Here is a 22,889-nt window from a genome sequence, read left to right as displayed (position 1 = left end):
GCATCGATAATGCCAAATCCAACGGTGTCTAACAGCCAAGGGAGAGAATTCAGATCGTCATAGCATTGAATAAGTCATGAGTGTGGAAGAATGGAAGCAAACCTGCGGCCGCCCCGGGGAGGTGGAACGACCGCAAGCCCTCGCAAAAAATCTCCCAGTTCTCGCTGTATAGCAACATGAATAACGCAATACAAGTAAAATTTTTTTAAGTTTAGGTCATTTTGCGTTTACAGGCTCGCCGTATTAACGACCCACCAATTTAAGGTTGTGTGATTTCAGCGCAGGTGTCCGATGGCCGCAACCTGATACAATGGATCAAAACCCCCGGACCAGGAGGATGCCATGCCTGACAAACGGTTTTTATGGACGATGGGATTGCTGGCACTGCTATTGCTGGCAAGTGCCTGCGCGGCAGGATCTTCCGCCCGCGCCTTGCTGCAGGAGGATTACGCCGCCATGAACAACCAGGAATTGCTGATTTACTACGACCAGCTCAACGCCGCGATCGCGAAACAGGAAGGCGGCGCGGGCGGTTTCGGCTTTGGGGTGGGGCTGGGAGTGGGCAGCGGCTCCTTCTCGGTGGGAGCCAGCCAGGGAACCTACATTGAAGATCCGACGGAGGCCCTGCGCCAGCAGCGCAACCGGGTGCGGCTCGAACTGGCGCGACGGGGGCTGCAACCGGCGGATTCCACGCCCTGACCGGTATGGGCCACGGCGAATCCTGAAAACCGGGGGCCTTTTCAGCCAAGGCCGAAGAGTTTCTGGATCTCCTCGGGGGCCTGATCGTAATGGGAGAATTCCATGACAAAGGTGCCCCGCCCCCCGGTAACGCCACGCAACTCGCCCATATAATCGAACAGTTCGGACAAGGGAACCCGGCCCTGGATCAGTTCGGATTCGGCCCGCGGTTCGAGGCCGTCGATGCGGCCGCGCTTCTGCTGCAGGGAGCTGATGACCTGGCCGGCGCACTCGGCGGGCACCGTCAACTCCAGCGCCATGACCGGTTCGAGCAACATCAGCCGGGCCTGTTCAGCAGCCAGGCTCAGACCGCGCTGAGCGGCGGCCCGCAGGCCGATTTCGGTGGTGATGCCTGGCTGATAGGGCGCCTCGGTCACCGTCACCTCGACGTCGGTCAACGGATAGCCGGTACGCAGGCCTGTCGCACAGGCCTGCAGCAGACATTTGCGCAATTCCTCCCCCAAAAGCCCGGGCAGGGCGTCGCCTCCTTCCGGCAAAACAACCCGCGCCCCCTTGCCGCGCTGCAGCGGCGCGATTTCCAGAGTGACATCGCCCGACTGCACCCGCCCTTCGGTTTCCCGATGAAATGTTTCGTGATGCCGCGCCCTGCCGCGAACGGTTTCGCGATAAACCACCTGCGGACGGCCGGTACGCACCTCGACGCCGAATTCCCGCCGCAGGCGGTCGGTAATGATTTCAAGATGCAGCTGTCCCATGCCGGTAAGAATGGTCTGGCCGGTATCGGCATCCTCCCGTACCCGGAAGGTCGGATCCTCCCATAGCAATTTTTCCAGAGCGGCCGGCAGCCTGTCCCGATCGTCAACACGACAGGGTTCCACGGCCAGCGACACCACCGGCTCCGGAATACGCAGCCCCTCCAGTTGCAAGGGCTGTTCCGCGCGGCACAGGGTATCGCCGGTCAGGGCGTGCTTGAGACCCACCGCCGCCCCGATGTCGCCGGCCTGAATCTCCTCGATCCGTTCGCGTTTGTGGGCGTGCATGCGAAACAGCCGGGCCACCTTCTCGGGTACCCGGCGGGTGCCGTTGAACAGATCGTCTCCGGCATGCACGGTCCCGGAATAAACCCGGACATAGGTCAGCTTGCGGCCCTCGTCGGACAAGACCTTGAAAGCCATGGCACAGACCGGCCCAGCGGGATCACAGGGCAGCGGTATCCCGGCATCCTCCCCATCCAGCGAGCGGGCCGTCACCGGAGGAACATCGAGGGGTGAAGGTAGATAGTCGACAACGGCATCGAGAATCGGCTGAATCCCTTTGTTGCGCAGTGCCGAACCGAGGAATACGGGAAACAGGCGACAGGCAAGGGTGCCAAGGCGCAGGGCACTTCGCAGGCGTTCGGCGGAGATTGGCCGCCCCTCGAGGAAATCGGCCAGTATTGCCTCGTCGAAATCGGCGGCGGCTTCCACAACCCGTTCGCGGGCCCTGTCCGCCTCCTCGCGCAACGCTGCGGGAATAGCGGAAACCTCCATCGTAACCCCGAGATCGGCTTCAGTGAAAATGAGACAGCGCTCCTCCAGCAGATCGACGACCCCGGCGAATTCGCCCTCCAGCCCCAAAGGCAGCTGCATCAGCACCGGCTGGGCGGCAAAACGCTTGCGCACCTGGTCGAGCACCCGCCGGTGGTCACAGCCTACGCGATCCATCTTGTTGATCATGCAGATGCGCGGCACCGCATAGCGGTCGGCCTGGCGCCATACCGATTCGGTCTGGGCCTGCACTCCCTCGACGGCACTGAAAATCACCAATGCCCCGTCGAGCACCCGCAACGATCGTTCAACTTCGATGGTAAAGTCGATATGACCGGGAGTATCGACAAGATTGATCCGCACATCCCGCCAGTAGCAACAGGTCGTGGTGGCGGTGATGGTTATGCCGCGCTCCTGCTCCTGCTGCATCCAGTCCATGATAGCCGTACCGTCATGCACTTCGCCGAGACGATGACTTTCACCGGTATAAAACAGAATCCGTTCGGAAACGGTGGTCTTGCCGGCATCGATGTGGGAGATGATTCCCATGTTGCGCAGGTTCTGGAGTTTTTGCCGGGCCATGACACCTCACGCCAGCGGAGTTGGTTTCAATTCTCGTTTAACCGGGACAAAAGTTCCATGTCCAGGCCGTTGTACTCGAAATATTCCCGCTCGAGCTCTTCAACGTAAAAGCGGTCCAGGCCGCTGTTGTTGAGAAAATCGTCGCGCAGAGCACGGTTGTTTCCGGCGACAACGCGGGGCAGAAGATTGTGCAGATACAGTTCCTCCATCTGCACATGATGGACAACGCGGCGGAAAAGCTTGTTCAGCAGCTCATCGTCGACGGTACCGTTGAGTCCCGTCTCCCGCACCACCTCCGCCAGCAGCATCTGCTGCTCCGAGGGAGTGCCGTAGCGGGAATAAAAATTGCGGATGCGTTCCTTAGTGTGGGTCAGCAGCATATTGAACTGTTCTTCCTGCCGACAGATATCGCTGATCAGACGTTGCATCCCCTGCAGGGTCAAGCGTCCCTCTTCGATGGCGGTCAACCCCTTGCGCAGCGCCAGGAGCTTGCGCCGGCCGAACTGGCCGAGATAACGGTTCTGCAGGATGCCGGTGAAAAACAGGTCGTCAAACAGGTCCTTGCCAAGGGTATCGAATTCTTTCTTGTTGTTGAGAAGGCTGCGCACCAGCTCTTCGGAAAACCGGATCTTGTCCATGAAGGCAAGCTGATTGATATGCTCCGAAGTGCTGTCGAACAGATCGAAATAAGTAATGATGCGCGAGAAATTCTCCACCAGAAAAACGTCGGCTCCGTCGCGCACCTTTTCGTCGCAGGCTTTGGCCGCCTCCAGCAGCATCTGCTCAAAAGCGTAATCCCGGTTTTCCACGGCGCGGCGCTTGGCTTTCAGCAACTGTACCAGATCTTCACGATCGATACGGGCGTCGATCTGCCGTTCATGCAAAAAGATGCCTTCGAGTATCTGGCGGGTCTCCGAAAGATAGTCCTGCTCCTGGGTACTGACCAGCAATTCCGGCTTGAGCACCTCATCAAGGGCATAGAACAGGGCCGAGGGGATCTTGCTGCGCACGGACAGGGTTTTGAGCCGGGTCAGGCGGGCGCTTTCGGTGGCGCCCATGCGGCCCTTGAGCTTGCAGTCAACAAGGATGTTCTTGTATTCATCGACGATAGGACGGTTGGCGGCATGCTTGTACATGACATCGATGCGGATGCGCTCCTGCTGGTAACTGTCGATGCCGAGGTCTTCGGCCAGCTGCACCAGCCGTGCGAATTCCGGATCCGGAATGTTCTGGTGGGCGTGGTAAAGCTCGCGAAAGGTGTCGCGGTAGCGCTTGTGCTTGGTGTTGATCAGTTTGATCAGGTACAGGGCGCTGCGGTGTCCGAGCAGTGGCAGCAGCTCCTCAACCAGGCGGCCGTCATCCCCCTCGCCAACAAACGGAAATCGCTTCAGGTCCTTGCCGGCGAGGCGCAGAATCTCTTCCTGCTGGTCCTGCAGCGGGCCCGACACAGAGCCGAAAATGAAAAAGAAGTAGTTATGCACCGCATTGCCTTCAAGAAAGACGCGGTCGTATTCCTCATAACCATCGGTGCGGTTGGAAAACAGCAGCGATCCGTCATTGCGGCTGCTGGCGCCGAACATGACCAGCCGGTTGCGCACCTCTTCCTTGATGAGGTCGGCAAGAGGCTGCTCGACGCCGAACATGTATTCGCAGAAGGAGCCGCCGTTGCCCCGGTGAGAAAGGCCCTCGGCATCGATAATCAGCTCATTGCCCGGCGAGAAGATGCGCAGAGACGCTCCGGACACCTCGTAAAAATAACTGCGGTAAGCTTCGGCCGAGGCGACGGTAACGTAGTATTCGATGCTGTCGGTGGCCTGGCCGTGCAGGCGCACTTCCTGATGCTTCATAGTCGGATCCGGTCGGCGGCCTCGCGCGGCAAACGCGGCTCGGGTTTGGGAAGACAGCCGGTTCTCCCGGCGGCCTCGACAAAAAGATGGAAACACTGGCCGTCATAAGCCAGCTCGATTCCCGGGGGCAGTTCCCGATTGTGTCGTGCGTGGCTGACCTCGTGACACAAATGAGTCAGCAGGGTGCGACGGGCGCCGATACGGCTCGCCACTTCGATGGCTTCACCAATGGAGAAATGGCTCGGATGGGAACGAAACCGCAAGCCGTCAAGCACCAGCAGCTCAAGTCCTCCGAGGCGCTCCATGGAAGTTTCGGGCACCCCGTTGCAATCGGTCAGATAAGCGAAAGGACCAATGCGATAGCCGCTGGATGCGCCTGAGCCGTGCCGCAACGGGATCGGCTCGACGGGAAGGCCGAACAGACTGAAAGGACCATGAATATCCCAGGGGTCGAGCCGGGGACGGAACCCCTCCTGAATCCCGCGGTCAAATATGTAGCTGAAATTGCGCCGGATCACCGCCATGGTGGCGGCGGAGCCGAAAATTGGAATGGATTGTCTGCTAACCATGTTGAAGGCCCGCAAATCATCGATGCCATGCACATGGTCGGCGTGAGCATGGGTATAAAGCACCGCGTCCACCCGGGCAACTCCCTCGCGCAGAGCCTGGTGATACAGGTCGGCGCCGGTATCGATCAGGATATTGCGATCGCCCCAGGAAATCAGGGCACTGCAGCGTGTGCGCCGGTCGCGGGGATCGCACGAACGGCAGACATCACAGCAGCACCCGAGCATGGGGACCCCGGTGCTGGTGCCTGTGCCGAGCAGCACAATGTTCATGGTTTGAGGGCTTGCCACGATGGACTCCGAAACGGTCCCGGTCCCGAATTGCATACCGGGCTGACAGAAAGATCCTTTCGATGCGGCGTGAATACATTGTAGTGCGCAGGCAAAATAGCATTTTTCCCGCGGATGAGGCAACAACCACTTGCCTTTTCATGAAGGGGCACAGAAGACGGCGCCGCTAAACACCAGGGGGCAGTAGCATAAAATCGGCGACCCGGCGTTGCCGGAGACCTTGCTTCAGCATGGCGTTGCATCCTTCGGCAAAGGGCATTAGACTCGTTTTCACCCGGAAACGGCTCTTTTCCGCCCTGGCGGGAAAAACATTACCGACTTTCACGAAAGGAAATATCATGCAAATCGCCGCTGTCTGTGCTCCTGCCCTGACCCTGGAAACCGACTGTCTGATCCTCGGCGTCTGGCAGGAACACACCGATGCCCTGCCGCTCAGGGAGCTCGACGTGTCTCTGCGAGGCGCCTTGCGTCAAGCCCTGGACAGCAAGGCTTTTTCCGGCAAAGAGGGCGAGACCCTGCTGTTCCCGACTGGTGACACGCTCCCTGCCGCACGGGTGCTGCTGGTTGGCCTGGGATTTCGCGCCAAAGCATCCGCGGCAGCCTTGCGCCGGGCAACCGCCGAAGCCGCCCTCATCCTGCAGCAGCAGCGGCTCTCCGAAGCCTGCGTGGCGCTGTCCGAACCGCCGCCCGCCGACCTCGCCGCGGACCTGGCAATGCAGGCCCTGGTGGAGGGATTGATACTCGCAGGCTACCGGTTTGATCGCTACCGCACTCAAAAACGCGATGAATTGCCGCCCCGATGGGAAAACCTGCGTCTGCTCGTTGCGGAAAAGGAGTTCCTGGAACCCTCCGCAAAAGGTCTCGACAGGGCGCGGCGGATCTGCGCCGGCGTGACCCTGGCCCGCGACCTGGTCAATGAACCGGGAAACGTCAAGTCCCCGGAATTCCTTGCGGAACAGTCTCGGCAACTGGCCGCGAAACACGGCCTTAGATGCACTGTGCTGGATCAGCAGGATCTGTCTCGCGAGAAGTTTGGCGCCCTGCTCGCCGTAGCCGGGGGTAGCGCCCGGCCGCCACGCCTGATTATCATGGAATACACTGGCGGCAACCCGTCCGACAAACCTCTGGCGCTGATCGGCAAGGGCGTGGTCTTTGACTCCGGAGGGATCTCCCTGAAACCCGGAGAAAAAATGGATGAAATGAAAATGGACATGGCCGGCGCCGCCGCCGTGCTCGGCACCCTGGATGCCGCGGCCGCGCTGCGACTGCCGGTAAATCTGGTTGGCATCATTCCGGCAGTGGAAAACCTGCCGTCGGCCACGGCATACCGACCCGGCGACATCGTCACCGCGCTGTCCGGGCGCACCATCGAAATACTCAACACCGACGCCGAGGGCCGGCTGATTCTCGCCGACGCTCTGAGCTATGCCGCACGTTTCGAACCCCGCGCCATCATCGACCTGGCCACCCTTACCGGTGCCTGTATCATCGCCCTGGGGCACGAAGCGTCAGCCGTTCTCAGCAATCGGGATGAATTGGCCCGGCAACTGATCGCCGCCGGAGAAGACAGCGCGGAACGAGTCTGGCAACTGCCCCTGTGGGAAGACTACGCCAGGCAGATCCGAAGCGATATCGCCGACGTGAAAAACACCGGCGGACGCCCTGCCGGCACCATCACCGCCGCGGCATTCCTGCAGCAGTTCGTCCCCGATTGTCCCTGGGCCCATATCGATATCGCCGGCACCGCATGGGAAGAAAAAGGCACCGCCTTACGTCCCAAGGGGGCCACAGGGGTTGGGGTCCGGCTGCTGATCGCGTTCTTGATGCGGAACGGATAAGGGCCCTTGCGTAACCGAGCAGGCCCGCATGCGAAAATTTTACGGAAAACCCGAAAAAATGACGCCAGCCGTTTGCACACCCCCGGAGCCTGTGTTATTAGGTTTGGCTGATTATGCCACGCCTATGCAGCGGAGCGCGACCGCGAATCAGGACCTCGGCGGTGGCGCCAGCAGCGTGGCCAACGCGCAATGGAAGGTCCGCATGACTCCGGCAGGGCCGGAACAACACAAGGAGTAAACAGGTATGACGCAGGGTACGGTAAAATGGTTCAACGATGCCAAAGGTTACGGTTTTATCACTCCGGATGACGGGCCTGACGTGTTTGTCCACTACTCCGCCATCCTGGCCGACGGTTACAAATCCCTTGCTGAAGGCGACCGGGTCAGCTTCGAAGTGACGCAAGGCAGCAAAGGCCCCCAGGCTTCCAGCGTCGCCAAGGTCTGATCCTTTCGCAAAACGATCTCCAGGGTTCCACGCCTGCCGTGGAACCCTTTTTTCATGCCTGCCGATTCACAACCACCCTGCCCTGCATCTTGACTTTCTCCGGGGGGATTGATAGTTTCACAGTTTGGTGATTTTCGTCAATTGTCCAGACCCGTCGCCGGACCCGATCTTCCCGGAAAGGAATGCCCATTGCCCATGAACCGCCAATCAACCGTCCCGGATGCAACGCTGCCGAGGGGGGTCAAGGACTTTCTGCCCAACAAGGCTGCCAAGATAGAGTTTCTGCAGCACTCCCTCAAACGGGTTTTTCACCGCTGGGCCTTCCGCCCCATCATCCCTCCGACCCTGGAATATCTCGATGTTCTCGAGCGCGGCCTGGGCGCGGACCTGCGGGAGAAAACCTTCCGCTTCGACGACCGGCAGAACGGCAAACTTGTCGCTTTCACGCCCGACATTACACCGCAGGTCGCCCGCATTGTTGCCACTCGGATGCAGGGCGCGCCCCTGCCTCTGCGCCTCTGCTATAGCGGCAAGGTACTGCGGCACACCGAGCAGCAGGCAGGCAAGGACCGGGAGATCATTCAGGCAGGGGTCGAACTGATCGGCCTGCGGGGACCGGAAGCCGATGCGGAAATGATTGCCATGGCCATCGAGTGCCTGCAATCCCTCGGAGCCACCGAATTCACCGTGGATATCGGACAGGTGGAATTTTTCCATGGCGTAATGGGCAACCTCGACCTGCCCGCCGACCGGGCAATGGCCGTGCAGCAGGCCATTGCCCGCAAGGACGCCTCGGGGCTGGCGGAGGTGCTCGCCGATCTGCATCTCGAAGAGCGCAAATACGCGGAAATCATGGCCCTGCCACGCCTGTTCGGAGGACCGGAAGTACTGGACCGGGCGGCGGACATCGTCGCCAACGACCGCTCACGCCAGGCACTGGAAAACCTGCGCCAGATTCTTGCGGTGCTTGAAGCCTACGGCGTCGAGCAGCACGTCACTTTCGACCTGGGCGAACTGCGCGGGCTCGGTTATCATACCGGCGTAACCTTTCAGGGGTTTCTCAGCGGCATGGGCAGCGACGTCTGCTCCGGCGGCAGATACGACACGCTCACGGAGCGATACGGCATGTCCGCCCCCGCAACAGGATTCGCCTTCAACCTGCTCAATCTGCTGACCGCCCTCGATCGGGACCTGGAGCAGACCGCCACGCAGAAGCTCGATGTGCTGATCCTGCAGAGCGGGCCGGACAAGCGAACCGCCCAGCAGCTGGCACGCACCCTGCGTGGCCGCGGGTACGCCTGTGCCCGCGACATCATCGAGCGCCCCCTGCAGGACAGCCTTGATTACGGCCGCAAAATGAATTTCCGTCATGTCATGATCGTGACGGCCCAAACCGGTGAGGTGCGGTTGATCAAGCTTGCGGACAACAGCGAACAGATGATTTCACTGCAAGCGATTCTCGCCGGAGACTTTCGCCTGTAACAGCGATCAGGAGATATACATATGGCAAATGTTGTTATTGTCGGTGCCCAGTGGGGCGATGAAGGGAAAGGCAAGGTTGTCGATATCTATACCGAGCATGCCGATGACGTGGTGCGCTTCCAGGGTGGCAACAATGCCGGACACACCCTTGTGGTGGGAGACGAGACAACCATATTGCATCTCATCCCCTCGGGCATCCTGCATGAAGGCAAACGCTGCATCATCGGCAACGGCGTCGTGCTGGACCCCAAGGTGTTCCTGGAGGAAATCGACAAACTTAAAAAACGCGGCTACATGAAGGATGACCGACAGCTGGTCATCGACGGCAACGCCCATATCATCATGCCCTACCACAAGGCCATTGACATCGCCCGCGAACAGAAATCCGGCGCCCGTAAAATCGGCACCACCGGCCGGGGCATCGGTCCGACCTACGAAGACAAGGTAGCCCGGCGCGGCATCCGGGTCATGGACCTGATCCGCCCCGACACCTTTGCACGCAAGGTCAGGGAAATGCTGCCGGAAAAAAACTTCTACCTGGAGCAGTACCTGGGAGGCAAGCCTCTGTCAGAGGACGCTATTCTGGATGAATACAACGGCTACGCCAGGCAGTTGGAGAAATACGTGGACCGTGCATCCCTGCTGCTGAACCGAAGCATCGCCGCGGGACGCAACGTTCTCTTCGAGGGAGCACAGGGCACCCTGCTCGACATCGACCATGGCACCTATCCCTACGTGACCTCGTCATCGACGGTAGCGGGCGGAGCCTGCACCGGCAGCGGCGTCGGCCCCACCACCATCGACGAAGTTATCGGCATCGTCAAGGCGTATGTCACCCGCGTCGGCGAAGGGCCCTTCCCTACCGAACTGAACGATGAAATGGGCGAGCAGTTGCGCCGGGAAGGCTCTGAGTTCGGGTCAACAACCGGACGCCCCCGCCGCACCGGATGGTTCGACGCCGTGGCACTGCGGGAAGCGGTACGCATCAGCGGCATGACGGGCCTTGCCATCACCAAGATGGACGTGCTCAACAATCTGGACAACATCCACATCTGCACAGCCTACGCCTACCAGGGCCAGTTGCTGGAAGATTTCCCCCACGATCTCGATATCCTCAAAGAATGCAAGCCGGTTTACGAACAAATGGACGGATGGCAGGCGGATCTGGGGACAGCGACTTCTTTTGAAACCCTGCCGGCCAAGGCGCAGGACTACCTGCGCAAAATCGAGGAGGTCTGTGGCTGCCCGATTGTGCTGGTTTCCATCGGACCGCGGCGGGATCAGACCATCCAGCTCAAAAATCCCTTTGACAAACAGGGAAAAATAGAGTAAAAATCCATCCATTCGGCGGCAGTATGCGAGTCGCTTTCCCGCCTTGGGGCAAACATCCGGGGCACGGGAGAAAAAATGACAAACCTGAAAAAAAGGGTTGACTCGCAAAAAGCTTTCAAGTATAAAGTGGCCTCCGTAGCAAGGAGCCGCTAGCTCAGTTGGTAGAGCATCTGACTTTTAATCAGATGGTCGTAGGTTCGAATCCTACGCGGCTCACCATTTAAGTCCCTATCGTCTAGCCCGGCCTAGGACACCGGCCTTTCACGCCGGCGACGGGGGTTCGAATCCCCCTGGGGACGCCAGAGTCAACAGCCCCACTGCCATAAGGCGGTGGGGCTGTTTTCGTTCCGGCCTCCGGCGGCCGTCCGATGAAAGGTCAGCATGTCCGAATCCCGCCCCGTAGTTGAAATTTTCAGTGACGGTGCCTGCTCAGGCAACCCCGGCCCCGGCGGGTGGGGTACGCTGCTGCGCTGCGGAGGCCATGTGCGTGAACTGTCAGGTTTCGATCCGCAGACCACCAACAACCGCATGGAACTGCTCGGTGCCATTGCCGGCCTCGAAGCCCTCAAACGCCCTTGCCTGGTGCATCTGACCACCGACTCCCAATATGTCTGCAAAGGCATCACCGAGTGGATTCACAGCTGGCGCAAAAAAGGCTGGAAAAACTCTAAAAAGGAAGAGGTCGCCAACCGCGACCTGTGGGAACGCCTGCTGAAACTGACGGCCAGACACCAGGTGGAATGGCACTGGGTGCGGGGGCATGCCGGCCACCCGGAAAACGAACGCTGTGACGAACTGGCGCGCCAGGCCATCGCCAGCGGCCAGAAAAGGTCCTGACCCCCCTGCCGGAAAGGCGACCGCGCCGGCCGATGCGGCAAACAGCGGCCCATTGCCCTTTTTCGCCAACGGGCCGCGCTACAGGTACCTTGGATATCCTTTAAAACTGTGTTATCCTTGGCCAGATTCACTGCCGCCGGGCTTTTTCCTGGGACAGAAGGGGGGGAAGACCACATGTCTGCTGACAGAGCCTTGCATCTGGCCGACTCCGGCGTATTGCCGCCGGCTCCCGGTTGGGATTTTGTGGCGTTCTTCATGTATGCCGGGGTGGCACTCAGCATCGTCATCGGCCTGCTGCTGGCGGCACGATTTCTCGGGCATCGCTCCCGCACTCCCCTTAAAAATCAGCCTTACGAATGTGGCGTGGAACCGACCGGAGCCGCCCGGGCAGGCTATCCCGTACCCTTTTACCTGACGGCGATCTTTTTCGTGGTATTTGATGTGGAGGTGGCTTTTATCGCCTCCTGGGCTACGGCTTACGACCTGCTGGGTTGGCGCGGCCTGGCGCAGATTGCCTTTTTCATCGTCACTTTGCTGATGGCGCTGCTCTACCTTTGGCGCCGGGGGGCTCTCGACTGGAGCCGCCAGCGCCGTTAAAGGATCTCCCCGGGAATGAACCAAGCCTTGCCCAAAAATATTATCCTGACCACCCTGGACGATGCCATCAACTGGGGCAGGAAAAACAGCCTGTGGCCCATGTTTTTCGGCCTGTCCTGCTGTTTTGTCGAGATGATGGGCAGCATGACGCCGCGCTTTGACCTGGCGCGATTCGGTGCGGAAGTACTGCGAGGCACGCCGCGCGAAGCGGACCTGATGGTGATTGCCGGCACGCCATTCAAAAAAATGGCGGCCAGCATGCTGCGTATCTACGAAGAAATGGCCAATCCCAAATGGGTGATCGCCATGGGCAGCTGTGCCAACTCCGGCGGCATGTACGATGTCTACAGCGTCATGCAGGGCGTCAACCAGATTCTGCCCGTGGATGTTTACATTCCCGGCTGTCCGCCGCGCCCTGAAGCCTTTATGCAGGGGCTGATGATGCTGCAGGACAAAATCGCCCGTGAGGAGCGCCCGGCGCGGCCTGTATTGAACCTGGCCGGCGGCTGCGAAGGCACCACGGTGCCCATTCTGATTGACGGCCACAGTAAAACCCGGGATACCCGCGGTCCCGGATACGGAAGCTGTCCGATTCGCGGGACCTCCCAGCAGCCCCCCGAATTTCGCGGCAGCCGCGTGGATGGCATGTGGCGGCCACAGCAGCCGCGCATCGCTTTTTCTCCCGCAACCATGCCAATGCTGGAGCAGATCCGGCAGCGTTTCGGCGACAGCGTCAGGGAAGATGCCTCTGCCGACATGCCGACCCTCATCACCGACCCTGCCCGGGTCCCTGCGTTGCTGGGTTTTTTAAAACAGGACATCGAACAGCCCTACCTGCGTCTCGAAGACCTGACCGCGGTTGACGAAACGGCCCGCCGGCACCGCCCGGACCACGAATTGACCCTGATCTATCACCTGCTGTCCTTTGATCGGGCTGCTTACCTGCGGGTCAAGACACCACTGCCCGCGGAACGGGCCGAGGCGCCATCCATCACCGGTTTGTGGCCGGCTGCCGGGTGGTACGAGCGAGAGGTGTTCGACATGTTCGGCGTGAAATTTGCCGGGCACCCGGACCTGCGCCGTATCCTGATGCCGGAAGGCTGGCAGGGACATCCGCTGCGCAAGGATCATCCCAGCCGCGCCACGGAAATGCCGCCGTTTACCCGCGACACCGCAACCACCATGGTGCCACCGGAAGGATCGCACTTTTTCCGGGGCCGCGAAAAAACCGATGGCCAGCGTCTTTCAATCCTTAATCTCGGTCCCCAGCATCCGGGGACGCACGGCATTTTGCGGGTCATAATGATGCTGGCGGGAGAAGAGGTGGTCGATCTCGATCTGGAAATCGGCTATCACCATCGCGGCGCCGAAAAAATCGGCGAACGCCAGAACTGGAATCAGTTCATCCCCTACACCGACCGCATCGATTATCTTGCCGGATCCCTGAACAATCTGGCCTACCTGCAGACGGTGGAAGCCCTCTGCGGCGTGGAAGTGCCAGCCCGCGCCCGCACCATCCGCATCCTGCTCAGCGAACTGTTCCGCATCGCCAGCCATCTGGTCTGGCTCGGCACCTTCGCCCACGATGTAGGAGCCATGACCCCGGTGTTCTACGCCTTTGACAGCCGCGAAAAGATTTTCGACATCGTCGAGTTGATCACCGGCGGGCGCATGCATCCGGCGTGGTTCCGCATCGGCGGCGTGCCGGATGACCTGCCCGACGGCTGGTGGGCGGCCGTGGACGCCTTCTGCAAGGATTTTGCCACCCGCATCGACGAGTTCGATCGCCTGTTGACCGATGGCCCGATCTTTCGGGCCCGCACCGAAGGCATTGGCGCCATCAGCCGGCAACAGGCCATCGATCTGGGGTTCAGCGGACCCAACCTGCGCGCCACCGGACTTTCCTGGGATCTGCGCAAGACCATGCCCTACGCTGGCTACGATGACTTTGACTTCGAGGTGGTGACAGCCCATCAGGGAGACTGCTTTGCGCGCTACCTGGTGCGGCTCGGGGAATTGCGCCAGAGTCTGTCCATCGTGCAACAGGCCGCCCAGCGCATGCCGCAGGGCCGCTGGATCAGCGACGACTACCGGTATGCCTATCCCAAACGCGAAGACGGCCTGCAGGACATCGAAAGTCTGATCCATCATTTCCTGCATGTCAGCCGCGGGCCGGCGGCGCCGCGCGGCGAATGCTACCGCGCCATCGAATCGAGCAAGGGCGAGTGCGGGTACTACGCCGTCAGCGACGGCGGCAGCGGCGCCTACCGAATGCGCATTCGCACCCCGAGCTTCCCTCACCTGCAGGCGCTGCCCGAGCTCTGCCGCGGCCTGCTGGTGGCCGATGTCATCACTATCCTCGGCTCACTCGATTACGTGCTGGCCGACCTGGACCGCTGACATGGCAATGTTGCTTTCGGAAAAACAGATCGCGCAACTTAAACGGCGCGTTACGGAAACACCTCATCCCCGGGAAATGGTACTGGACGTACTGCATGCCATCCAGGAAGCCAAGGGCTGGGTGTCCGATGAAGGTATCGAGCTGGCAGCGGCCATCCTCGGCCTGACGCCGCTGCAGGTCGAGGAAATTGCCACCTTTTATGACAAGATCTATCGCCGCCCGGTGGGACGCAAGGTCATTCACGTGTGCGATTCCATATGCTGCTGGAGCCGCGGCAGCGAGGCCATCATGCTGCGGCTTCAGCAACTGCTCGGCATCGCGCCCGGGGAAACCACCGCGGACGGCATGTTCACCCTGCTGCCGACCTGCTGTCTGGGCGCCTGCGGCGACGCACCGGCGGTACGTATCGGCAAAAACCTGTACGGGCGGGTCACGCCGGAAGACCTGGCCGGGATTCTGGAAGGCGAGCGAACGGAGGCGGGCCCATGAGGATCTGCGCGCCGCTGCTGTTCAAAAACCGCCAACCCTCAATGACGGTCTTTCTGGAGGGTTACCGCAAAACCGGCGGCTACCAGGGTCTGAAAAAGGCCCTGCGCGACATGACGCCGGCGGCGGTACGCCAGGAGGTCAAGGCGTCCGCCCTGCGCGGACGCGGCGGCGCCGGTTTTTCCACCGGCCTGAAATGGTCGTTCTTCCCGGCGGACGAACCCGGTGATAAATATCTGGTGTGCAACGGCGACGAAATGGAGCCCGGCACCTTCAAGGATCGCCAGCTGCTGCTGGCCGACCCCCATCACCTGCTCGAAGGTATCCTCATTGCCTGCTATGCCCTGGGCATCGCCACGGCCTACATTTTTTTGCGCGACGCCTATCGCGACTGCGCGGCCAACCTGGAACGGGCGATGGCCGAAGCTCGCGACGCCGGGCTGCTGGGGGACAACATCCTTGGCAGCGGATTCAACTGTGAAATCCATCTTCATCGCAGCGCCGGACGCTATGTCTGCGGCGAAGAGACCGCACTGCTCAACAGCCTCGAGGGCCGGCGTCCTAATCCCCGCGCAAAACCGCCGTTTCCGGCCGTCAAGGGGCTGTTCGGCAAACCGACGGCGCTGAACAACATCGAAACCCTCGCCAACGTGCCGCATATCATCACCGGCGGCGCCGACTGGTACCGGGGCCTGGCACTGACCGAACAAGGCGCCGGCACCAAACTCTACGGGCTGGCGGGACATATCGAAACCCCGGGTTGCGTGGAACTGCCCATCGGCATGCCGCTGGGGGAACTGATCCGCGATTTCGGCGGAGGCGTATGGCAACAACGCTCTTTCAAGGCATGCCTGCCCGGCGGAGCCTCGACGCCTTACCTGACAGCCGCGCATCTGGATGTGGCACTCGATTACGACCCCCTGGAGCAGCTTGGCACCCGCCTCGGCACCGGCGGCGTGGTGGTGTTCGACGACCGCACCTGCATGGTCGCCGCCACTCTCAATTTACTGCGGTTTTTTGCGCGGGAAAGCTGCGGATGGTGCACGCCGTGCCGCGACGGGCTGCCTCTGGTCTGCTGGCTGCTGGAACGCATCGAATCAGGGCAGGGCAGCCATGAACACCTGGCCATGCTGCAGGAACAGCTGCGCCACATCAACGGGCGTTCCTTCTGCGCCCTTGCCCTCGGAGCGATGGGGCCGGTCGAGGGGCTTTTGCGGCATTTCACCGAAGAAGTAGTGGACCATATCCGGCGCGGTTGCTGCCCGCTGAAGAACTGAAATTCATTTTTCTCGAACCCGCGGAAAGCCCAGAATGCCGACGCTTATAATCGACAACCAAACCGTCACCGTGCCAGAGGGGACCAGCGTCCTTGAAGCCGCCCTCAAGCTCGGCATTGAAATCCCCCATTTCTGCCACCACGAAGCGCTGGGGGCCATCGGGGCCTGCCGCATGTGTGCCGTGGATATCATCGAAGGACCGGCCAGGGGCATCCAGATGTCCTGCATGCTTGCCGCAAAAAACGACATGGTGGTTGCCACCGGCAGCGAGGCTGTGCTGGCCTATCGCGCCCAGGTCATCGAGTGGCTGATGACCAACCACCCGCACGATTGTCCGGTATGCGATGCGGGCGGTGAGTGCCAGCTGCAGGACATGACCGTGGCCGGGGGCCACGGTATCCGGCGTTACACCGGACCGAAGCGGACCTATCGCAACCAGGATCTGGGGCCGTTTATCGCCCATGAAATGAACCGCTGCATCCAATGTTACCGCTGCGTGCGCACCTACCAGGACTACTGCGGCGGTACCGATTTCGGCGTGCTCGGCTCCCGTCAGCGTCTTTATTTCGGGCGCTTTGCCGACGGCCCGCTGGAGAGCCCCTTTGCCGGAAATCTGGTGGATGTATGCCCTACCGGAGTACTGACGGATAAAACCTGCCGATTCAAAAGCCGCGGCTGGGATCTTCAGGAAGCGCCGTCCGTCTGCCTGCACTGCTCGCTGGGCTGTGCCGTGACCGGCGGCGCCCGCTACCGGGAACTGCAACGCCGTCGGGCGCGCACCAACCTGCAAACCAATGGTTATTTCATCTGCGACCGGGGACGTTTCGGTTATGGGTACGTTAACCGCGCCGACCGCCCCCGCCATCCGATGATCGGCCACCGACGAGCGACCTGGCAGGAAGCATTGGCCACCCTCGAAAACAGGTTGCAGGAGATGATTGAAGTTTTCGGCGCCGCCAGCATCGCACTACTGACCTCCTCCCGGGCCTGCCTCGAAACCCAGTTCCTGGCGAAACGCTGGGCCGCGGCGCTGGGAAGCCCCCATGTGTGCTTTGAGCCTCATCCTCGCCGGGATCTTGCGGCCCGCGTCGCCGCCTCGCAATCCTCGGATTGTTGTGCAAGCCTTGCCGACATACGGCAATGCGATGTGGCCGTCCTGGTTGGCGCCGATCCCCTGTCCGAGGCACCGGTGCTGGCTTTGGCCCTGCGCCAGGCAGCGCGCCGTGGCGCACGCATCGTGGTGATCGATCCACGGCCGGTGGACCTGCCCCTGACTTTCGAGCGGCATGCCATACCGCCGGAAAGCCTTTCGCGGGTGCTGCAGGCAATAAGACATCCCGACCAGGAAGACGAAACCAGAACCGGAAGGCTGGGCCGGCCCCTGGGCCGCGCCTTGCGCAAGGCGCAGAACCCGGTGCTGATCGGGGGTACCGATATTCTCGGTCCGCAAGGGTCCCTTGCCCTGCTACAGGCAGCGGCCGCCTGTTCTGGCCACCAGGCTCCCTGCCGCAGCATGCTGCTGCTGGGCGGCGCCAACAGCTTTGGCGGAGCCCTGCTAGGTGGCGACAATCCCGGCTTCGATGACGTGATCGAAGGCATGGAACAAGGCCGCATCAAAGCCCTGTTGTGCATAGAGGCGGATCCGTTGGCCGATTTCCCGGATCGCAAGCGCAACCGTGCCGCCCTGGCCCGGCTCGAATGGCTGGCGGTCTTCGACTACGCCGCCACCGCGACCTTGCAGGAGGCGGATTATTTCCTGCCCACCACCGCACTGGAAGAAAGCTTTGGCACCCTGATCAACAACGAAGGTCGCATGCAGTCCTTCGACCGGGTGTTCACCGCCGGGGCACCTGTTGCCGAAACGGCCGGGGACAGCCACCCGCCCCGCATCTTTACCCGCGAGATTCCCGGAGCCGAACCGCAGCCGGCGTGGGCCTTGATGGCCGGGCTGATGGGACGGGACGCCAACCTTGATGTGTTGCGGGGCGAAATCGATCATGCCGGCCGACATTTTGCGGGCATTTCAACCCTGATCGCCGATGGGGAGGGATGCCGCATCGCCATCCCCGGCCCGGTTCCGGAACTTGCTGAAACCAGCCATGGGGAGACTGTTTTTATCGATGACCTGCGGCTGCTGATCACCCAGTCCTTGTACGGATCGGAAGCACTCAGCAGTCTTTCACCACACATCGAGCCCCTGCTACCCCGTCCATTCGTTATGCTGCACCCCCAGGATGCAGCTCGTTTTAAGATCACGGAAGGCGCGCAGGTCACCCTCTTCACGCCGCTTGGCAACTTCCCGTTGACGCTTCGGCTGAGCGAGGAAATGGCCCGAGGGCTTGCCATCGTGCCGCGCTTGCGCAACACGGTGACCGAACCGCTGGTGTCGGGCGGCGAACCGATGATCTGTCGCATCGAGAAAGTCTGAACCATGAATGAGGTGCTGCCGAACATCATTCTGATCCTGGCCAAACTGGCGCTGGTGCTGGGATTCGCCCTCACCCTGGCCGCGTATCTGGTTTTGGCCGAACGCAAGATCCTCGGCCGCATGCAGATGCGCCACGGACCCAACCGCGTCGGCCCCTTCGGCCTGCTGCAGCCGTTGGCGGATCTTATCAAACTGCTGTGCAAGGAAGACCTGATCCCCGACAAGGCCGACCGCCCAATTTTCATGCTGGCCCCAGCCATCCCCGTCATAACGGCACTGCTGGCCTTCGCCGTCATCCCCTTCGGTCCGCCCGTGGTGTTTTTCGGCCGCGAAATTCCCCTGGTCATCTGCGGTTCGGATATCGGCGTGCTGTACCTGTTCGCCCTGTCCTCCCTGGCGGTATACGGCGTCGCCCTCGCCGGATGGGCATCGGCCAGCAAATACGCCCTGCTGGGCGGCCTGCGGGCCATGGCGCAAATGATCTCCTACGAACTCGCCATGGGGCTGGCCATCGTGCCGGTCGTTATGACGGCGCGCTCCTTTTCCCTCACCGCCATCGTCGAGGCACAGCGCCCCCTGCCGAATCTGCTGGTTCATCCCCTGGCTTTTCTTATTTTCCTGATCGCCATCATGGCTGAATCGAAACGCACGCCCTTCGATATGCCAGAGGCGGAAAACGAACTGGTGGCGGGTTTCCACACGGAATATTCCGGCATGCGTTTCGGCATGTTCTTCGTCGGCGAATACCTCAACCTGATCGTGCTCGGCGCCATGCTCACCCTGTTGTTTCTCGGCGGCTGGCACGGTCCGCTGCTTCCCGCAGCCTGCTGGTTTATTCTCAAGGTGCTGGCCGTGGCCTTTTTCTTCATCTGGGTGCGCGGCACCCTGCCGCGTCTGCGCTACGATCAGCTCATGGCCCTCGGCTGGAAGGTCCTCGTGCCACTGGGCCTGCTGAACATTCTGGCCACGGCGTCCTGGCTGATCTGGAGAGGTTGACATGCGTTTCTGGAAGCACATCAAAGGGGCGATCCTGCCCTTCTGGGTCACATTGCGCTATCTGTTCAAACGGCCAGTGACTGTTTGTTATCCCGAGCGCAAACAAACACCGGCGCCGCGCTACCGGGGCCGGCTGGTACTAACCCGTGATCCCGACGGCGAGGAGCGTTGCGTGGCCTGCTACCTGTGCAGTGCCGCCTGTCCCGTGGACTGTATTTCCCTGCAGGCTGCCGAAAGGGAAGACGGGCGCCGCTATGCGGCCTGGTTCCGCATCAATTTCTCCCGCTGCATTTTTTGCGGCCTGTGCGCCGAGGCCTGCCCTACCCTGGCGTTGCAGATGACCCCTGAATACGAATTGGCCACTCGCGAACTGCTGCAGGTGGTTTATGAAAAGGAAGACCTTCTGATTGACGGCTGCGGTAAAAACACCGAATACCATTTCTATCGGCACACCGGCATCGGGGTCGTCGCGCCACGCGGTGGCAATCCTGGCGAAACGCCACCGGAAGATATCCGGAGCAACCTGCCCTGAGGCTGCGCCGCCCCGGCGCGGAACCCGGAAGGAATCATCATGACGGCTTTGTTGTTTTACATATTGTCCGCCCTGGCACTGCTGGCCACGCTCCTGTGCCTGACACGCCCGAATCCCGTGCATGCGTTGCTCTACCTGATGCAGGCCCTGTTTGCCGTAGCTCTGCTGTATTACCTGCTCGGAGCGCCTCTGCTGGCGGCGTGGCAGGTCATTCTGTATGCCGGAGCCATCATGGTGCTGTTTTTGTTCGTGATCATGCTGCTTGAACCTGCATCCGCAGCAAAAAATGCCGCTGCAAAACGATTTCGATGGATTCCCCCGGCCATGATCGGTAGCCTTTTACTGGCATGCGGCGGGATTCTGGTCGGCATGGATCCTTTAAAAAGCGGCGAGATTGCCGGATTCTGGTTGTCCCCACGAGGCTTCGGCCAGGCCCTGTTCGAACATTTCGGCCTGGCGGTGGAAATCGTATCCCTGATCCTGCTGTTTGCCGCGGTGGGCGCATTTCACCTGGCCCGTCGTCACAGTGCCAACCGGGAGGATGCCTCATGATGGTGCCACTCGGACATGTTGTGACTTTGGCCGGCCTGCTGTTTACGGCAGGGCTTTTGGGCGTTTTGCTGCGACGCAATCTGATCATGATTCTGATTAGCGTGGAAATCATGCTGAATGCTGCCGGGATCGTCCTGGTCGGCGCCTCCGCCTACTGGCGGCATCCGGCCGGCCAATTGTTCGCCCTGCTTCTGATGGCCGTGGCCGCCGCCGAAGTGACCGTGGCCCTGGCTCTGGTCATCTACCTGAAGCGCAGTCGCGGCACCCTCGATGTGAACCGCTTTGACGGGATGAAGGGATGATGGTCGAATTGCTGTTTCTTATACCGTTGCTGCCCCTGGCCAGCGCCTTGTTCATCATGGTTGCCGGCGATGCCGTGCCGCGGCGGGTACTGACAACCATGGCTGCCGGCGCGGTCGGCATCGCCGCCGCGCTGACCATCTGGATGTGGCCCCTGGCGGCCGACGGCGCCCGTGCGACCCTTTACACCTGGATCGAATCGGGCCCGCTGCAGATACCGGTACAGATTCTTTTTTCGCGTCTTTCAGCGACCATGACCCTGATGGTGACCAGCGTTTCATTTCTGATCCACGTCTACGCGGTCTCCTATCTGCACCAGGAAAGGGATCTCCGTCGTTTTTTCAGCCTTTTCAATCTGTTCGTCGGGGCCATGCTGGTCATCGTGCTGGCCGACAATCTGCTGCTGCTGTTTCTTGGATGGGAAGGCGTAGGTTTCTGCTCCTACGCCTTGATCGGCTACTGGTACCGCAATCCGGAGTTCGCCGATGCCGGCCGCAAAGCGTTTTTGACCACGCGCGCCGCCGATGTGCTGTTTGGCATCGCCCTGCTGTGGCTTTTCCAGTTGACCGGCAGTCTGTCCATCACCGCCATCAACCAGCAAGCCGTCATGCTCCCATCAGGCTCGGTGACGGCGGTGGCGCTGTTGCTGGCGGCAGGCGCCTGCGGAAAATCGGCACAGTTGCCCTTCAGTTCCTGGCTGCCCGATGCCATGGCCGGCCCGACCCCGGTGTCCGCCCTGATTCATGCTGCCACCATGGTAACTGCCGGCGTTTATCTGCTCTGCCGCCTGTTCCCGCTGATCTCCCTGTCACCCACGGCGCTCGCGGCCATCGGCCTGACCGGCGCAGCCACCGCTTTCTACGCTGCCGCCAGTGCCTTGGTGCAACGGGACATCAAGCGGCTGCTGGCCTACTCCACGATCAGCCAGGTTGGCTATATGTTTCTTGCCGTCGGTGCCGGAACCGTAACGGGCGCCATGTTTCACCTTCTGACCCATGCGTTTTTCAAATCCCTTATGTTCATGGCAGCGGGGCTCGTTATACATCTGGCCGGCGGCGAACAGGACCTGTACCGGCTCGGCCAATTGCCAAAACGCGCCCCGGTGCTGTTCTGGCTGATGCTGGCCGGCGCCGTGGCTCTGGCCGGAGTCCCCCCGAGCAGCGGCTTCTTCTCCAAGGATGCCATCCTTGCAGCCTGTTTCGCCCGGGCCACACCTTACTGGACCGGGCTGGGCGGCCTGGGCCTGCTGGCCGCCTTTTTGACTGCCCTTTACGCGTTGCGTCTGGTCTATCTGCTGATCGCCGCCCCCATGGACCTCCCGTCACACGGCCAAGCACCGCTGGGCAAGACCTGGCCATTGCTGCCGCTGAGCCTGCTGGCTTTGACGGCCGGCCTGCTCAACGTGCCGCATACGCTGGGCGGGACAGCCCTTCTTGACCAATGGCTGTCCGCACCGACAGGCATCGCGCCTGCCCGGCGCATGGAATGGGGGCTGGCGGTAGCAACCTGCCTGTTGGTCATGGCAGCCTGGCAGCTGATCCGTAATTGGCGCCGGTCCGCGCCGGTTTTCACCGTTGGCGGCTGTACGCGGTTTTTTGCCTCGGGCTGGCGGCTGGACAAAATGATCCGGGCCGTGCTGACCGTACCGTTTCGGAACACCGGGCGATGGCTGCAGAGATGTCCCGAAAAATGGTTGACACTTGTTTTGCCCGGCAGGCTTGGCCGATGGAGCCAGAACGCGGGCCAGGCCTTTCGCCATGTCACATCTGGTCATGTCAGTGACTACCTGTCGGCCATGCTCTGGGGCACGACCTGGCTGCTGATTATGCTGACCGCTTTGCTGGCGCTTTGATATTGATCGTTTCCATCCATCCG

General features: G+C 61.1%; 19 protein-coding genes and 2 tRNA genes. 18 read left to right on the top strand and 3 right to left on the bottom strand.

Annotated features, from left to right (window positions below; translation table 11 throughout):
- The first annotated feature begins 342 nt into the window (after window positions 1-342).
- Complete coding sequence (locus tag AB7E65_RS00845) at window positions 343-699, top strand: hypothetical protein (protein WP_072286411.1); 357 nt, start codon at window positions 343-345, stop codon at window positions 697-699.
- Window positions 700-740: 41 nt separating this feature from the next.
- Here AB7E65_RS00845 and fusA read toward each other — a convergent pair whose 3' ends face one another.
- From fusA to AB7E65_RS00830, 3 genes are read right to left on the bottom strand one after another with little or no spacing between them, the layout of a single operon-like run.
- Entirely contained in the window at window positions 741-2,807 is a 2,067-nt protein-coding gene (fusA, locus tag AB7E65_RS00840; RefSeq protein WP_428745091.1) for an elongation factor G, read from the bottom strand.
- A 26-nt stretch (window positions 2,808-2,833) separates the two neighbouring features.
- Entirely contained in the window at window positions 2,834-4,654 is a 1,821-nt protein-coding gene (locus tag AB7E65_RS00835; protein ID WP_072286413.1) for a TIGR04442 family protein, read from the bottom strand.
- The gene (locus AB7E65_RS00830) at window positions 4,651-5,511 is read right to left on the bottom strand and encodes a GPMC system MBL fold metallohydrolase (RefSeq protein WP_320361363.1); all 861 of its coding nucleotides are present in this window, start codon (window positions 5,509-5,511) and stop codon (window positions 4,651-4,653) included. The genes AB7E65_RS00835 and AB7E65_RS00830 overlap by 4 nt, the downstream gene beginning before the upstream one ends.
- Before the next feature lie 338 nt (window positions 5,512-5,849).
- On the opposite strand from AB7E65_RS00830, the gene AB7E65_RS00825 reads away from it, so the two are divergent.
- From AB7E65_RS00825 to nuoL, 17 genes are all read left to right on the top strand, one after another.
- The gene (locus AB7E65_RS00825) at window positions 5,850-7,349 is read left to right on the top strand and encodes a leucyl aminopeptidase (protein WP_320361364.1); all 1,500 of its coding nucleotides are present in this window, start codon (window positions 5,850-5,852) and stop codon (window positions 7,347-7,349) included.
- Window positions 7,350-7,593: 244 nt separating this feature from the next.
- Window positions 7,594-7,794, top strand: a complete 201-nt coding sequence (locus tag AB7E65_RS00820) for a cold-shock protein (protein WP_072286416.1) — start codon at window positions 7,594-7,596, stop codon at window positions 7,792-7,794.
- 195 nt (window positions 7,795-7,989) lie between these two features.
- Window positions 7,990-9,276: an ATP phosphoribosyltransferase regulatory subunit gene (locus AB7E65_RS00815; protein ID WP_072286417.1), complete on the top strand. Its 1,287-nt coding sequence runs from the start codon at window positions 7,990-7,992 to the stop codon at window positions 9,274-9,276.
- Between the two features lie 21 nt (window positions 9,277-9,297).
- Window positions 9,298-10,608: an adenylosuccinate synthase gene (locus AB7E65_RS00810; protein ID WP_072286418.1), complete on the top strand. Its 1,311-nt coding sequence runs from the start codon at window positions 9,298-9,300 to the stop codon at window positions 10,606-10,608.
- A 143-nt stretch (window positions 10,609-10,751) separates the two neighbouring features.
- A tRNA-Lys gene (locus AB7E65_RS00805) sits at window positions 10,752-10,827 on the top strand.
- 5 nt (window positions 10,828-10,832) lie between these two features.
- A tRNA-Glu gene (locus AB7E65_RS00800) sits at window positions 10,833-10,910 on the top strand.
- Window positions 10,911-10,989: 79 nt separating this feature from the next.
- The gene (gene rnhA / locus AB7E65_RS00795; protein WP_428745090.1) at window positions 10,990-11,445 is read left to right on the top strand and encodes a ribonuclease HI; all 456 of its coding nucleotides are present in this window, start codon (window positions 10,990-10,992) and stop codon (window positions 11,443-11,445) included.
- Window positions 11,446-11,619: 174 nt separating this feature from the next.
- Complete coding sequence (locus AB7E65_RS00790; RefSeq protein ID WP_072286420.1) at window positions 11,620-12,042, top strand: NADH-quinone oxidoreductase subunit A; 423 nt, start codon at window positions 11,620-11,622, stop codon at window positions 12,040-12,042.
- Between the two features lie 15 nt (window positions 12,043-12,057).
- Window positions 12,058-14,442 (top strand): NADH-quinone oxidoreductase subunit B/C/D, encoded by a 2,385-nt coding sequence (locus AB7E65_RS00785; RefSeq protein ID WP_428745089.1) that lies wholly within the window; start codon window positions 12,058-12,060, stop codon window positions 14,440-14,442.
- Between the two features lies 1 nt (window position 14,443).
- Window positions 14,444-14,932, top strand: a complete 489-nt coding sequence (gene nuoE / locus AB7E65_RS00780; RefSeq protein WP_320361366.1) for an NADH-quinone oxidoreductase subunit NuoE — start codon at window positions 14,444-14,446, stop codon at window positions 14,930-14,932.
- Window positions 14,929-16,206, top strand: a complete 1,278-nt coding sequence (gene nuoF / locus AB7E65_RS00775; RefSeq protein WP_428745088.1) for an NADH-quinone oxidoreductase subunit NuoF — start codon at window positions 14,929-14,931, stop codon at window positions 16,204-16,206. Before nuoE ends, nuoF begins: the two co-directional genes overlap by 4 nt.
- Before the next feature lie 34 nt (window positions 16,207-16,240).
- Window positions 16,241-18,634, top strand: coding sequence for an NADH-quinone oxidoreductase subunit NuoG (gene nuoG, locus AB7E65_RS00770; protein ID WP_428745087.1), 2,394 nt, complete (start codon window positions 16,241-16,243; stop codon window positions 18,632-18,634).
- A 3-nt stretch (window positions 18,635-18,637) separates the two neighbouring features.
- Complete coding sequence (nuoH, locus tag AB7E65_RS00765; protein ID WP_428745086.1) at window positions 18,638-19,630, top strand: NADH-quinone oxidoreductase subunit NuoH; 993 nt, start codon at window positions 18,638-18,640, stop codon at window positions 19,628-19,630.
- A gap of 1 nt (window position 19,631) precedes the next feature.
- Window positions 19,632-20,162, top strand: a complete 531-nt coding sequence (gene nuoI / locus AB7E65_RS00760; protein ID WP_072286426.1) for an NADH-quinone oxidoreductase subunit NuoI — start codon at window positions 19,632-19,634, stop codon at window positions 20,160-20,162.
- Between the two features lie 39 nt (window positions 20,163-20,201).
- On the top strand, window positions 20,202-20,714 hold the full coding sequence (locus AB7E65_RS00755) for an NADH-quinone oxidoreductase subunit J family protein (RefSeq protein ID WP_072286427.1): 513 nt from the start codon (window positions 20,202-20,204) through the stop codon (window positions 20,712-20,714).
- Window positions 20,711-21,016, top strand: a complete 306-nt coding sequence (gene nuoK, locus AB7E65_RS00750; RefSeq protein WP_428745085.1) for an NADH-quinone oxidoreductase subunit NuoK — start codon at window positions 20,711-20,713, stop codon at window positions 21,014-21,016. The genes AB7E65_RS00755 and nuoK overlap by 4 nt, the downstream gene beginning before the upstream one ends.
- Window positions 21,013-22,866 carry an NADH-quinone oxidoreductase subunit L gene (nuoL, locus tag AB7E65_RS00745; protein WP_428745084.1) on the top strand — a complete coding sequence of 618 codons (1,854 nt, stop codon included), beginning with the start codon at window positions 21,013-21,015 and terminating at the stop codon, window positions 22,864-22,866. The genes nuoK and nuoL overlap by 4 nt, the downstream gene beginning before the upstream one ends.
- Window positions 22,867-22,889 lie beyond the last annotated feature (23 nt).

It is taken from the genome of Syntrophotalea sp. (genome assembly GCF_050253115.1).
Lineage (GTDB): Bacteria > Desulfobacterota > Desulfuromonadia > Desulfuromonadales > Syntrophotaleaceae > Syntrophotalea > Syntrophotalea acetylenica.
The sequence above is the reverse complement of the archived record's forward strand: the minus strand, read 5'-3'. Positions and strand labels throughout refer to the sequence as shown.